This window comes from Ruminococcus flavefaciens (assembly GCF_900119075.1).
GTDB lineage: Bacteria > Bacillota > Clostridia > Oscillospirales > Ruminococcaceae > Ruminococcus > Ruminococcus flavefaciens_Q.
In genome coordinates this window covers 207,361-220,254 of sequence record NZ_FPIP01000004.1, presented here as the reverse complement: position 1 = coordinate 220,254, position 12,894 = coordinate 207,361, and the positions used below count along the sequence as shown (strand labels likewise).

Genomic DNA, 12,894 nt, shown 5'->3' with positions numbered 1-12,894 from the left:
TCTCAATTTATTTCAACTGTTACAGTTCAAAAAATATCAAAAGAAGCATAATTTTGTATGGTTTGAAGAAATTTTAGAAATGTTTTTGTAACTTATAGATACTTTCATGTAATATTCAGGAGATAATAAATGAAGAAATTTGTAATAAATGACAATGACAGTGGTCAGCGAGTAGACAAATTTGTGACAAAAGCTCTTCCAGATATGCCAAAGAGCATGATGTATCGTCTGATACGCAAAAAAGATATCAAAATAAACGGAAAACGCTGCGATATTTCCACCAAACTTAATGTGGGAGATATCGTAACTGTGTACGTCAAAGATGACGTTTCTGCGGAAAAACAGCACGATATGAGCTTTCTTAACTGTCCGCCATACCTTGACATAGTCTACGAGGACGAAAATGTGCTTATCGTCAGCAAGCCTGTGGGACTTGACTCACATTCAAACGGAAGTCCGCTGACAGACACTCTTATCGACAGAGTTAAACACTACTTATATAATAAGGGGGAATACTCACCTGAGAGCGAAAGCTCCTTTGCGCCTGCACTTTGCAGCCGCCTTGACCGAAACACCTGCGGACTTGTGACAGCCGCTAAGACTGCGGCGGCTCTCCGCGATATCAATGAAGCCATACGAAGCGGCAGCGTCCATAAGATATACCACTGTATAACTGCTGCTCCTCTGCCGAAAAAAGAGGATATAATCACCGCCTATCATCAAAAAGACGAGTCAAGAAATCTCGTTAAGATTCTTGACTCGCCATGTGACAGCTTTAAGCCTATTAAAACGGGCTACCGCGTTATTGCTGAAAAAGCTCCCCTGTCTCTTGTGGAAGTCACACTGTACACGGGACGCACTCATCAGATACGCGCTCACCTTGCACATATCGGAGCCCCTATCCTCGGTGACGGAAAGTACGGAAATACAGCTGTAAACAAGAGATTCGGCGTATTCCGTCAGGCTCTCTGCGCATATAAGCTGAAATTCGAGCTTCCCGATGAGTCCTCGGTCAGCTATCTCAACAAGCTCGATATAACAGCTACAAAGCCCGAATTCGAGGTCAGATTCTTTAGTTAGGCTGACCGACTCTGTGACGAAGATTCTCTTCCTTGAGCTCTCTGCCCTCAGCAATGAGGGCTTTCATTTTGTCCTTGTCGCCGCTTTTAAGCGCCTCGCTGTACTTGTTGAGATTTGCGATAAGGGTATCAAGCTCGTACTGGAGATTCTCCCTGTTCTGCATGAAAAGGTCTGTCCACATCTTCTCGTTCATAGTAGCGATTCTGGTCATATCCTGAAAGCTTCCGCCGCTGAAGCCGCATTCCAAGCCAAGCTCGGGGCTCTTTACATAAGCGCTGGAAACGATATGCGCCAGCTGTGAGGTATAAGCTATCATTTTATCGTGATTTTCGGGACTTGTCACAACTATTTTGCCTGCCCCAATCTCGGTTGCTACATTTTTAAGAAGCTCCGTGTCCTTTTCGTCGCTGTCCTCAAAAGGTGCAATAATAAAGTTTGCCTTTACGAAAAGGTCTGCTGTACTGTTGTAATAGCCGCCGAACTCCTTGCCTGCCATTGGGTGGATGCCAACGTATCTGAGCCCGTTAGCTTCGGCAATAGCCTTCATTCTGTCGGAAAACTCGCCCTTTATACCGCAGACGTCGGTTATAAGGGTGTTTTTGCTTATTTTAGGAGCATTTTCCTTGAAAAACATCTCCGAACCCTGCGGAAACAGAGCAATTATAATCAGGTCGTAGCCCTCAAAGCTGCCGTCAAATACGTTATCAAGAGCAACATCGCGGAGTGCGGCATTCTCGATATCGTGATTGAGGTCGCAGCCTGTTACGGTGTGATATGTGTATTTTTTCAGCGCTTTACAAAGTGAACCGCCGATAAGTCCAAGTCCAACAACAAGAATATTCATAAAAATTTCCTCCCGTATCTTTTATCATTTAAAGTATAACACTTTAAATAGCAAAAGTCAATAGCTTTAAAAACATTTTTCTCTCCTCTGCATAAAATATATGGAGAGCTTTCTCAAATCTCAGGAAAGGAATGTTTTTATGCCAAAGGTATTTTTAAGTCCATCTACTCAGGAATGGAACCAGTATGCCACCGAGGGCAACGAGGAGCTTTACATGAATCTCCTTGCAGACCGTATGGAGCCCTATCTCCGCTCCTGCGGCATAAGCTTTGTCCGCAACGATCCCGTCAGAAACGTTACGGGAGCTATTGCAGATTCAAACGCAGGCAGCTACGATGTGCACCTTGCCCTCCACTCCAATGCCGCTCCCGAAAACCTCGCAGGCAGACTTAGAGGGATAGATATATATTTTGCTCCTAAGAGCAGCTACAGCGAAACTCTTGCAAATATTATCGCCAATAACCTAAAATCAATATATCCTCTCCCCGACAAGGTAAGAGCTGTGCCTACCTACTCGCTTGGCGAGGTGCTCCGGACAAAGGCTGTAGCTGTGCTATGCGAGCTGGGCTACCATGATAATTACGCCGACGAAGCATGGCTGAAAAATAATCTTGAAGCCATTGCAAAGAACATCACTAATTCTCTCTGCGATTACTTCGGTATCCCCTTTGTGAACGCAGGAGCAGTCCGCTGGGGAACTGTCACCACAGACGGAAGCAACCTCAATATACGGAGCTATCCCTCACTGGCAGGAAAAATAATCGGCTCTATGCCCGACGGTGCCACAGTTATGATAAACGGCGCGACCAACGGCTGGTATGTGGTCAGCTATAACGGCATAAACGGTTATTCCAGCAGCGATTATATAACTTTATAAAAGAAAAACGTACAGCATAATCATAGAATTTATACAGAAATTTTACGCTTATTATTGAGAGGCCCCCTTTTGAAAAAGGGGGCCTCTGACGGAGGACGTCCCCTCTGTCACTGCGTGACATCTCCCCGCACTGCGGGGAGTCACTCTCAAACTCTCTCCCTAATACTTTCGTTTTGTTTTTTCGCAGATAGGGCGCTCCTGCATTTTGCAGGACTTTTTTTATTTATGAAGCGCTTTATCTGCGAAAAAACCAGATAAAAGTCTTTGGAAAGGGGTATGGGGGAAACGCTTTCCTCAGAAAGGTTTCCCCCATAATTAACTATAAGCTTCTATATAAGTCTTGCGATTATGCTATACGTTTTTTATTTCTCTTCGTCCTGTGAACGGCGTCTGCGCCTGTCATTTTTGTTCACCTTCGGAACAGCATATATAGGCTTCATGGGCTTTGATTTGCTCTTGAAGACCACATATGCGTATATGCAGACCAGAACATATATCGCGCAGAGCAGGAACGATATCATCAGCGCTCTGTTGAACCACCTTGACTTTCGGAACATCTTTGCAACGTAAATATTATACTTGGATACTGAGCGCTCAACATTGCTTACGGCAACTATCTCAACTGTTCCAAGCTCCTCGCCCGAATACTCCAGCGTTACCTTGCCGAGAGGTTCGCCCTTTGCTACGGGAGCCTGTAAGGACGTCTTGTACCATTCAACCTTGTCGCGGCTTATGGTAGAGATATCTATATCATCATACCAGATACGGGTGAATTCTTCCTTGGGCTTTGCAAGGACATAATCATTGCCCTCTGCAAGCTCAACGGGCAGCTCTCCTACCTCTGCGGTTTCAGCAAGAATGGTCTTGTAGGAGAAATGTCCGAATGCCCAGTCAAAAAGGGACATAGCGTCAACTATGTGGAAATATGCGATATCGCCGCTCGATGATTTCAATGGAGACTTCAGAAGCACCGCAAGATATTTGTTTCCGTCACGGCTCGCCATAGTTATGATATTTCTTCCTGCCATATCAAGGTTTGCGGTTTTTATGCCCTTTGTGCCGCTGTAGGCATAGTCACCGTCGGAATCCATCATAACATTTGAATGAGTCCATATCCATGAATTCGGATCGTCATGGTGCTCGGGATTAGGATTAGAAGGCGTATAGCTGTAGGTAGTAGCTATAGTCTCAAACATCGGTACGTCAAGCGCATACATGGTAAGCTTTGTCATATCGTTTGCAGTAGTGTACTGATTCGGATCGTACAAGCCTGTGGGATTGGTGAAATGAGTATCGAACAAGCCAAGCTCGGCAGCCTTTTCGTTCATCATCTCCACAAAACGTTCTGTATCGCCCTTGCCTATCTTGTAAGCAATAGTTTCGCAGGCTTCCACAGATGAAGTCAGCATCATTGCATAGAGCAGGTCGGTCATGGTAAGAACGTCGCCGTCCTCTATCTCTGCGAACCTCAGATCGTCGGGATACTCATAATTATAAAGGTACTCGTATATCGACTCGTCTATAGTTACCTTTTCATCAAGGTCCTCGCAGTTTTCAAGACAGACAACAGCCGTCATTATATTTACAAGCGGTCCCGGCATTTGCTTTGCGTCTGCATTTTTCTCATGTATGACCATGTTTGAATCGAGATTTATAAGCACCGCCGATTCGCTCTGTATAGGCTCTTCCAGCGGAAAGTTCACAGCTTTTACTTTTGCCGCACTTACAAATGGCAGTACCATTACAGCCGCAGCAAGTAAGGATAAGAGTTTTTTCATATATTCTCCTTTATATTCAAGCGAAATGTTCGCATTATTTCATTTTAGGAAACACCAAAATATATTATAGCAGATTTTTTTGTGTTTTAAAAGGGGTTTCAGAAATTTTATTAAAATTTTCTGAAATTTTCCTGTCCCCTCTTTACGTTTATAAAAAAATATGCTACAATAATAATCACAGAAAGCAGCACAGATAAAAATAGCTGCTATAAATTGAACAAAAGAACGGAGGTTTTAATGTGATCTACGTAACAGGAGACACCCACGGAGACATCACACGTTTTAAAAGCTCTGAAATGAAGAAATTAGCACGAGGCGATACCCTGATAATAACAGGTGATTTCGGTTTCATCTGGAATAACTCAAAACAGGAAAAAGCCGCACTGAAAAGGCTCGCCGAGAAGAATTTCAGAATAGCTTTTGTGGACGGTTGTCACGAAAACTACGACCTGCTGGAAAAATACCCCGTTGACAAATGGAACGGCGGCAAGATACACCTTATCGAGAAGAATATTTTTCATCTCATGAGAGGTCAGGTCTACACTATCGAGAAAAAGAAGATATTCGCTTTCGGCGGCGGACACAGTCAGGACATAGACTTCAGAAGAAACATCGACTGGTGGGAGCGCGAGATGCCTACTCATCAGGAGATACTTGACGGTATTGCAAATCTCAAGGAGCACAACTACAAGGTGGATTACATAATCACTCATGAGCCTCCCGCTTCTCTCAAGGAATGCCTTGGCGTCGATGTTCTGGAGCACCTTGAGGTTCACGCCTTTTTCGAGGACATCATCAAAAACTGTACCTATAAAAAATGGTTCTTCGGGAAATGCCACATCGACAAGCATATCCCCTTGAAATTCTACGCAGTCTATGACTGCCTTTATCCGTTAAAATAGACATATTATAAGCAGATCCGACATAGTATTTACTATCAAATCAAAAGAGGTAATACTATGAAAAAATTCAAATTAACGGATCTGCTTATTTTTGTTGTTACGGCAGAGCTGGTGGGAGCTCTATCCGCTCTCCTTGCAGGCGATTTCACATCATTTTACGCCGAGGTCATCAGACCGCCGCTTTCTCCGCCTGCGTGGCTGTTCCCCGTGGTATGGGCGATACTCTACGCACTCATGGGGATCTCTGCATACATGATATGGAACAACAGAAAAAACGAGCTGCGCCGTTCATCTGCACTGAAGCTCTACTACATACAGCTTGCAGTGAACTTCTCATGGAGCATAATATTCTTCCGCTTCCGTGCCTTTGCTCTTGCAGCAGCTGCGGCAGTGATACTGTTTTTCCTTGTTGGAGCAATGATACTCTCATTCAGAAGAATATCTCCCCTCGCTGCAAAGCTGAATATCCCCTATCTTGTATGGCTGGGCTTTGCTTCATATCTGGCAGTTGCCATTTATTTCCTAAACTGAGCAGAAGAAACTGCCGTTTTTTCTTCCAATATCTTTGCATTGAAAATACACGATATCCCGTGCTATAATGATATTGTCACCGGAGGACAAATACTTACAGGAGGGATATTATTATGTGCAACATCTGGAAGATTCTCTGTGATATGTTCGGCTTCTGCTGTAAATAACACACATACGAAAAAAGCTGCGTATTCATACGCAGCTTTTTTTATCTTTTTCATGGGACAAAGTTCCCTGAAATTATAACGTCTCTTTTACTGCCTTTGTAAGTTCAACGGCAGCTTTTTTTACGTCATCAGCTCCGAAAATTGCCGATACTACAGCAATACCGCTGTGTCCGCAGCCCTTTATCTCACGGACGTTTTCAGCCGTTATACCGCCTATCGCAACAGCAGGGATATCAACACAGCCGCATATCTCGGCAAGCTGCTGCGGAGTTATCCTTATCGCGTTAGTTTTTGTGGGCGACGGGAATACAGCTCCGACGCCGAGGTAATCAGCGCCCGATGCTTCGGCAAGTTTTGCCTGCTCAACAGTTTTTGCTGTAGCTCCGATTATGAAGTCCTCACCTGCTATTCTGCGTATCTCCGCAACAGGAGCGTCCTCGATACCGACGTGAACGCCGTCGGCACCGCTTTTCAGCGCTGCTTCGTAGTCATCATTGATGATGAGGGGCACATTATGTTTATGGCAAATGGGCAGAAGCTTCTTTGCTTCTGCAATAACTTCTTCCTGAGTGATATTCTTTTCACGGAGCTGTACGCAGGTCACACCGCCAAGGATAGCCTGCTCCACCGCTTCTTCAAGGCTCACGCCGCGGAGACAGCTTCTCTCGGTAACTGCATAAAGCAGAAGCTGCTTTTTATCAAACTTCATATATTCACTTCCTGTTAAATTTACTCATAAGCTCTTTCGGCTGTGCAGACTTCATAAAGCCGCTCATAACGCAGGCACCCGAAGCTCCTGCTTCCATGACCTGAAAGAAGTTTTCGGGCGATATGCCGCCGATAGCATATACGGGCATATCCACGCTCTGACATACCTCGCGGAGAAAATCCAGTCCACGTGGCGGAAGTCCCTTTTTGCAGTCCGTGGCAAAAACATGACCTGCCGTAATATAGCCTGCTCCGAGAGCTTTTGCCTCAAGAGCGTCCTCAACAGAGTGACAGGAAACTCCTATAAGGCTGAATCGGCGTTTATATTCAGCCGATAGCTCACGCAGTATATGCAGTGGCAGATGTATACTGTCCTTGCCCAGTTCGATTGCTGTTTTCCAGTAATAATGGAGAATAAGCTTTGTCTCGCTGTTGGAGCATATCTCAATAGCTTTTTCCGCAAGAGTGCGGTATTCGCTTTCGTCAAGGTCTTTTTCGCGGAGAACGATGTATTTTGGAGCGGCTTCTGCTATCTTAGCAAGCTGCTCCATAAAATCTCCGCCGCACAGATTACGGGCAGTTACGCAAATGATATCAGACATAGAGATAATCGTTCAGCACAGGCTGAAGTCCCTCAGAGGACATATCCTTGTACATTTTATCGAAGCTGCGGCTGTCGTTTATCTCGAACTGCTCGTCGCCCTCTGCCGAGTCGCTTTCCTTTCCCGTGTACTTGCTCTCGTGGTCGCCGATACCCGTGGAAACGCCTGCCGAGACCTTAGTTGCGGCTATCTTTACGATACCGTTTCTGAAAGTCTCGCTCTCTCGTGAGGAAACTGTGATACCGCAGAATGGCAGGAATATCCTGTATGCGCAAAGTATCTGGCAGAGCTGCTTCTCATGAACGTCCAGAGGATTTATCTCGTCGTTATTGATGATAGGACGAAGTCTCGGACATGACAGCGATATCTCAGCCTGTGGGTATTTTCTCTGCAAGTAGTAAACGTGAAGCGCACTTGCAAGGGCGTCCTTTCTGAAATCGGAAAGTCCCAAAAGTGCCGAGCAGGCAATACCTCTCATACCGCCCATAAGAGCTCTCTCCTGAGCCTCGAAACGGTACGGGAAAATTCTCTTGTGACCGAGAAGATGAAGCTGCTCATAGCGGTCGCTGTTGTAGGTCTCCTGAAAGACCGTAACGTAGTCAACTCCGCATTCATGGAGATACTTGTATTCGTCGGTATTCAGCGGATATACCTCGATACCAACCATGCGGAAGTATTTGCGAGCCAGCTTGCAGGCTTCGCCGATATACTCAACGCTGCTCTGTGCACGGCTCTCACCTGTGAGGATAAGGATCTCCTCCATGCCGCTGTCAGCGATGACTTTCATTTCATGCTCTATCTGCTCCATATTGAGCTTCATACGCTTGATGTCGTTGTAGCAGTTGAAGCCGCAGTAAACGCAGTAGTTCTCACAGTAATTGGCGATATAGAGCGGAGTGAACAGATAAACCGTATTGCCGAAGTGCTTCTGCGTTTCAAGTCTTGCCTTTGCAGCCATTTTTTCAAGGAATGGCTCTGCGGCAGGAGAAAGCAGTGCCTTGAAGTCCTCAACAGTACAGATATCGTGATTAAGGGCAGCATTTACGTCACGGGCGGTATACTGCGAATAATCGTAATTATTCATCTCCGTAAGAACCTTGTCCATGATATCGGACTTGATACGCTCCATGCCCTCCATGTACTCCATGTGATTTGAACGGGAGGACGGATCAGTTTCAAGCATATGTTTTTTCTTCAGTGCAGCCTCAGAAAGCTTATCTGAGTCTACAAAATAATTATTATCCATTAAAAAATCTTCTTTCAGTTAATTTTCAGATACAGCTCAGTCATGCAGGAAGCCTGTAAGTGTATCAGACGGAGAAGCTCCTCTTGTAAGAACACGTCCCAGACCTGCCAGATAAGCCTTTCTTCCTGCTTCTATTGCCTGCTTGAAAGCCTCAGCCATTACAGGCAGGTCGCCTGCTGTAGCAAGGGCTGTATTGGACATAACAGCGGCAGCTCCCATTTCCATAGCTTCGCAAGCCTGTGAAGGTCTGCCGATACCTGCGTCAACGATGATAGGCAGGTCTATCTCATCAATAAGTATCTGTATGAAATCTCTTGTAGCAAGTCCTTTGTTTGAGCCTATAGGCGAAGCAAGAGGCATTACAGAAGCCGCACCTGCATTCACGAGGTCACGGGCTGTATTGAGGTCGGGATACATATAGGGCATTACGATGAAGCCCTCCTTTGCAAGTATCTCCGTAGCGCGGACAGTCTCCTGATTGTCGGGGAGAAGATACTTTGTATCACGCATTATCTCTATTTTTACAAAGTCTCCGCAGCCAAGCTCTCTTGCCAGACGGGCGATACGGACAGCCTCGTCTGCATTTCTTGCGCCCGATGTATTGGGGAGCAGAGTTACGTTCTTCGGGATATAGTCCAGTATATTCTCGTGCTCCTTGGAGTTTGTACGGCGTACAGCGAGAGTGATTATCTCGGCGCCTGCGTATTTTACAGCCGCTTCGATAAGACTGAGGGAATACTTTCCCGAGCCAAGTATAAAACGTGAGGAGAACTCATGTCCTCCGATTACAAGCTTATCGTCTTTCATTGTTATTTCTCCTTATATATCAAATTCTCCTGCGATTATCCTTATAACTGCGTGAGCCTGATGACCTGCGCAGATAAGGACTCTCGACGAAACAAGTCCCATGCCGTTTTCAACGTCGCTTACCCCGTCGCCGCAAAGGTAAAAGCGCTTGGTCACGCGCTTTGTGGTTATAATATTGGAGGGCGCTATGCCAGCCATTCCCGAGCCCGAAACAAGATACTTTTCAGGCATATTCTCCAGCACACAGTTCACCAGCATTGCTTTCTGGTCGGCTTTGTCAAAGGCTTCGACTATGATATCGTCCTCAGCAAGAAGCTTCGGGATATTCTCCTCGTCAAGCTTCACCTGCTCACTTGTGATATCGCAGTACGGCGCGATACGCTTCAGCGTATCGTACATAGCGTCTGCCTTGAAATGCCCCAGCTGTTCGGGGAAATACTGCTGTCTGTTGAGATTTGAGATATCCACCCTGTCAAAATCCAGTATGTGGAGCTTTCCCACGCCTGCCCTTGCAAGTGCGATCGCGATATTCGAGCCGAGACCTCCCAGACCGCATACCGCTACAGAAGCGGCACTGAGCTTTCTTTGGAGCTCCGCACCGTGGCGCTCCTCAAGAGCAGCATACATTTCTTCTCTTGTGGGTATCACAGTATCAGCCGCCTCCCACAAAGCGCACGACCTCTACCTTATCGCCGTCCTTGAGGACAGTCTCGCCGTACTTAGCCTTCGGGACTATCTCCTCGTTGAGCTCTACAGCTACGCGCTGACCGCTTATATCCATATCAGCAAGCATTTCGGTGACAGTTTTTCCGTCCTTGTCGAGAAGCTCTCCGTTTATCTTTACCATAGCTACCTCCTAACAAAAATCGGGAAACCGCCTGCCGCAGTTCCCCGAATGCATTTCATAAAGCATACTCCCTACGCTGGCATTAACCAAATCAGGTCGAAGGGTCGAAGGTATCACCTTCCTCTCAGCCTGTTCCACAAGCTCCCCTGTAAACTTATTATATCACCATATTTTTTGAAAATCAAGTCCTATTTTCCATTTTGCCGTTTTGCACACATCTTTATCAGAAAAGTGTGAGCTGCCTGTACTTTTCGGGCAGTTCACTGAGATACTCAAAGCACTCCCTGTTACGCATAATGCCGTATTTCCCGCAGAACTCATGAAATATTCCCATTAGTCTGTCATGGTTCGGGCTGACTATCTCATAGCTGAGCCCGTATTCCCTGCGGTATCTGTCGGAAAGTCCCTGAAAATGCCTGTCCAGCGCCGAATAGAAGTACTCTCTGTTGCCGTCGCGGAGCGTAAGACCAATTCCGAAGCAGATTATGCCCTTTACGCCTGCCTCGGCGCAGTAACCAAGAAGTCCGCGGAGATTCTCCTCTGTGTCGTTTATGTATGGCAGAAAGGGCGTGAGCCACGCAACTGTGGGGATATTATTCCGCTTCATTTCCATGAGAACTTCAAAGCGCCTGCGAGTATTGCAGACAGCAGGCTCGATGATACTGCAAAGGCTGTCATCAAAGGTAGTCATGGTCATCTGCACGACAGCCTTCGCCTGCTGATTAATTGAAGCAAGAAGCTCCGTATCGCGGAGCACAAGGTCAGATTTAGTAAGCACAGCGGCTCCGAACTGATACTGCTCGATAAGCTCCAGACATTTCCGCGTGAGGTTAAGCTCCCCCTCTATAGGCAGATACGGATCGCACATAGAGCCCGTACCTATCATGCATTTCTTACGCTTTGAGCGCAGAGCCTTTTCCAGAAGCTGGGGAGCGTTGCTTTTCACCTCAATATCCTCAAAGGCATGAGTCATATTGTAGCACAGACTGCGGCTGTCGCAGTAAATACAGCCGTGAGTGCAGCCGCGGTAGATATTCATTCCGTTTTTTGAGGACAACAGCCCCTTTGCTTCCACAAAATGCATGATTCACGCTCCCTGATGTTTTTAGTACGTTATAGCGTTAGTGTTGATCTGATCGCTCTTTTTCTCGCTATACATTTTTGATATTATAATGCTGACACTTGCTGCTCGATCCTAAGCTTTTCGCCGTTTATTTTCTGTTCATTCGGTTCAGACCGACATATTCATCGATAAAACTGCTTACGCTTTGTACTTTGTAGGGCTTATCAGACCTTAGTCCGCCGATGTACTTTTTAGAGTGCACCAGATGTATGATACTTGCTATGATGTGAGCAGGGATAGTTGATATGAATACTGTTACCAGAAATGTCAAAAACAGTCCTGTCCATGTGTCCATATAGTCTTCCTTTACCAGACAGTATGTGAGCAGGAAAGCTATAATTTCACATACAAGAAAAATAGCCCAGAAATGCAGCTTGTTCTTGGAATTTAAAGGCACTTTTGGAGAAGCAAACTCCCCTGTCTGACCATTCATGGCAAATGTGTAATCATTGCCCTTGTATGTAACGTTCAGAAACCATACAGGCACAAGATAATACATAAGCTTCAAGTCGCTTAGAGAAGTTTCTGCTTTTTGTGCATCGGGTATATAGTCCCCTTCTGCAAGTATGGCAGCTCTTGCAGAGCAGGCTGATCTGACTTCCTTTTCGACAATATCCAGAACGTGTTCAGCTCCTATGGTGTATCTGCTTGCGTAAAAGCCTGTAAGGCAGGATTCGGTGAAATCCTCGGCTTCATCGTACAAAAAGGGCGCAACGGAGTAGAATGCCTCCTTTTTTATATCAGTTCCCAGAATAGGATAATCGGTCACCTTATATTTTGCACTGTAGTTATTCGTTTTGCAGTCGCAGGAACAGCTGTAAAGCCATATCGGGATATAACAGCCCACTATATTATCCGTGACCGCAGGATCGCTGAACTCCTTTGGTGCAAATGCTGCGCTCGCTATTTCCTCCCTGTACTTTTCAGCGAATTCCTCAGCCTTTCTTTTGAAAGGAATTACCTTATCGGGACGTATATCTCCAGAAAAATTTGAAGATATAACTACCTCATGATTGCAGAACGGACACCTTGCCGATGCTGAGGTATTCTTTGTTATGATGTTTCCGCCGCAGGAAGAGCACGAGAACTCCACAAGCTGTTCAAGCATATCGGGCTCCCATACGTATTTTGTCCGCTCAATCCAGTCAAAATCAGCAAGCTTTGCGTCAGTCACCTCATTGAAATGAGAACGAATATATTCAAGGTCAAAACTGTTTGAGCAGGAATCACATACCATTCGCTGCGAGTTTATATCAAAGCGGAGCGAAGCTCCGCAGGACGGGCATTTGTATTCTGTTACGTCAGCCATATATCCACCACCTGAAAACATATATTGCTTACATTATATCATACAAGTTTACAAATAGCAATGACCGCGGAAA

The 12,894-nt window shown here is 45.8% G+C and carries 14 protein-coding genes and 1 riboswitch; of the genes, 4 read left to right on the top strand and 10 right to left on the bottom strand.

Going from position 1 to position 12,894, the window contains the following annotated elements; translation table 11 throughout:
• Positions 1 to 129: 129 nt before the first annotated feature.
• Positions 130 to 1,080, top strand: a complete 951-nt coding sequence (locus tag BT105_RS07925; RefSeq protein WP_072300223.1) for an RluA family pseudouridine synthase — start codon at positions 130 to 132, stop codon at positions 1,078 to 1,080.
• On the opposite strand, the gene BT105_RS07920 is transcribed toward BT105_RS07925, so the two are convergent.
• Positions 1,073 to 1,924 (bottom strand): prephenate dehydrogenase, encoded by an 852-nt coding sequence (locus BT105_RS07920; protein WP_072300222.1) that lies wholly within the window; start codon positions 1,922 to 1,924, stop codon positions 1,073 to 1,075. The two genes, BT105_RS07925 and BT105_RS07920, sit on opposite strands and share 8 nt — an antisense overlap.
• Before the next feature lie 139 nt (positions 1,925 to 2,063).
• Between BT105_RS07920 and BT105_RS07915 the strand changes: the two genes are divergently transcribed.
• On the top strand, positions 2,064 to 2,801 hold the full coding sequence (locus BT105_RS07915; RefSeq protein ID WP_072300221.1) for an N-acetylmuramoyl-L-alanine amidase: 738 nt from the start codon (positions 2,064 to 2,066) through the stop codon (positions 2,799 to 2,801).
• A gap of 362 nt (positions 2,802 to 3,163) precedes the next feature.
• Here BT105_RS07915 and BT105_RS07910 read toward each other — a convergent pair whose 3' ends face one another.
• The gene (locus BT105_RS07910) at positions 3,164 to 4,579 is read right to left on the bottom strand and encodes a D-alanyl-D-alanine carboxypeptidase family protein (RefSeq protein WP_072300220.1); all 1,416 of its coding nucleotides are present in this window, start codon (positions 4,577 to 4,579) and stop codon (positions 3,164 to 3,166) included.
• Positions 4,580 to 4,818: 239 nt separating this feature from the next.
• Here BT105_RS07910 and BT105_RS07905 point away from each other — a divergent pair, with 239 nt between their 5' ends.
• Entirely contained in the window at positions 4,819 to 5,481 is a 663-nt protein-coding gene (locus tag BT105_RS07905) for a metallophosphoesterase family protein (RefSeq protein WP_072300219.1), read from the top strand.
• A 57-nt stretch (positions 5,482 to 5,538) separates the two neighbouring features.
• Entirely contained in the window at positions 5,539 to 6,012 is a 474-nt protein-coding gene (locus BT105_RS07900; RefSeq protein ID WP_072300218.1) for a TspO/MBR family protein, read from the top strand.
• A gap of 240 nt (positions 6,013 to 6,252) precedes the next feature.
• Here the strand turns inward: BT105_RS07900 and thiE are convergent, their stop codons facing one another.
• The 8 genes from thiE to BT105_RS07860 form a co-directional block, all read right to left on the bottom strand.
• Positions 6,253 to 6,888: a thiamine phosphate synthase gene (gene thiE / locus BT105_RS07895; protein ID WP_072300217.1), complete on the bottom strand. Its 636-nt coding sequence runs from the start codon at positions 6,886 to 6,888 to the stop codon at positions 6,253 to 6,255.
• A 4-nt stretch (positions 6,889 to 6,892) separates the two neighbouring features.
• The gene (locus BT105_RS07890) at positions 6,893 to 7,489 is read right to left on the bottom strand and encodes a thiamine phosphate synthase (protein ID WP_072300216.1); all 597 of its coding nucleotides are present in this window, start codon (positions 7,487 to 7,489) and stop codon (positions 6,893 to 6,895) included.
• The gene (gene thiH, locus BT105_RS07885) at positions 7,482 to 8,735 is read right to left on the bottom strand and encodes a 2-iminoacetate synthase ThiH (protein ID WP_072300215.1); all 1,254 of its coding nucleotides are present in this window, start codon (positions 8,733 to 8,735) and stop codon (positions 7,482 to 7,484) included. Before thiH ends, BT105_RS07890 begins: the two co-directional genes overlap by 8 nt.
• A 36-nt stretch (positions 8,736 to 8,771) precedes the next feature.
• The gene (locus BT105_RS07880) at positions 8,772 to 9,542 is read right to left on the bottom strand and encodes a thiazole synthase (protein ID WP_072300214.1); all 771 of its coding nucleotides are present in this window, start codon (positions 9,540 to 9,542) and stop codon (positions 8,772 to 8,774) included.
• A gap of 12 nt (positions 9,543 to 9,554) precedes the next feature.
• Complete coding sequence (thiF, locus tag BT105_RS07875) at positions 9,555 to 10,190, bottom strand: sulfur carrier protein ThiS adenylyltransferase ThiF (RefSeq protein ID WP_072300213.1); 636 nt, start codon at positions 10,188 to 10,190, stop codon at positions 9,555 to 9,557.
• A gap of 4 nt (positions 10,191 to 10,194) precedes the next feature.
• Positions 10,195 to 10,389 carry a sulfur carrier protein ThiS gene (thiS, locus tag BT105_RS07870; RefSeq protein WP_072300212.1) on the bottom strand — a complete coding sequence of 65 codons (195 nt, stop codon included), beginning with the start codon at positions 10,387 to 10,389 and terminating at the stop codon, positions 10,195 to 10,197.
• 51 nt (positions 10,390 to 10,440) lie between these two features.
• Positions 10,441 to 10,547: riboswitch (TPP riboswitch) on the bottom strand.
• A 65-nt stretch (positions 10,548 to 10,612) separates the two neighbouring features.
• Positions 10,613 to 11,473 (bottom strand): SPL family radical SAM protein, encoded by an 861-nt coding sequence (locus tag BT105_RS07865; RefSeq protein WP_072300211.1) that lies wholly within the window; start codon positions 11,471 to 11,473, stop codon positions 10,613 to 10,615.
• Between the two features lie 127 nt (positions 11,474 to 11,600).
• Positions 11,601 to 12,821, bottom strand: coding sequence for a TFIIB-type zinc ribbon-containing protein (locus BT105_RS07860; protein WP_072300210.1), 1,221 nt, complete (start codon positions 12,819 to 12,821; stop codon positions 11,601 to 11,603).
• Between the last annotated feature and the right edge of the window lie 73 nt (positions 12,822 to 12,894).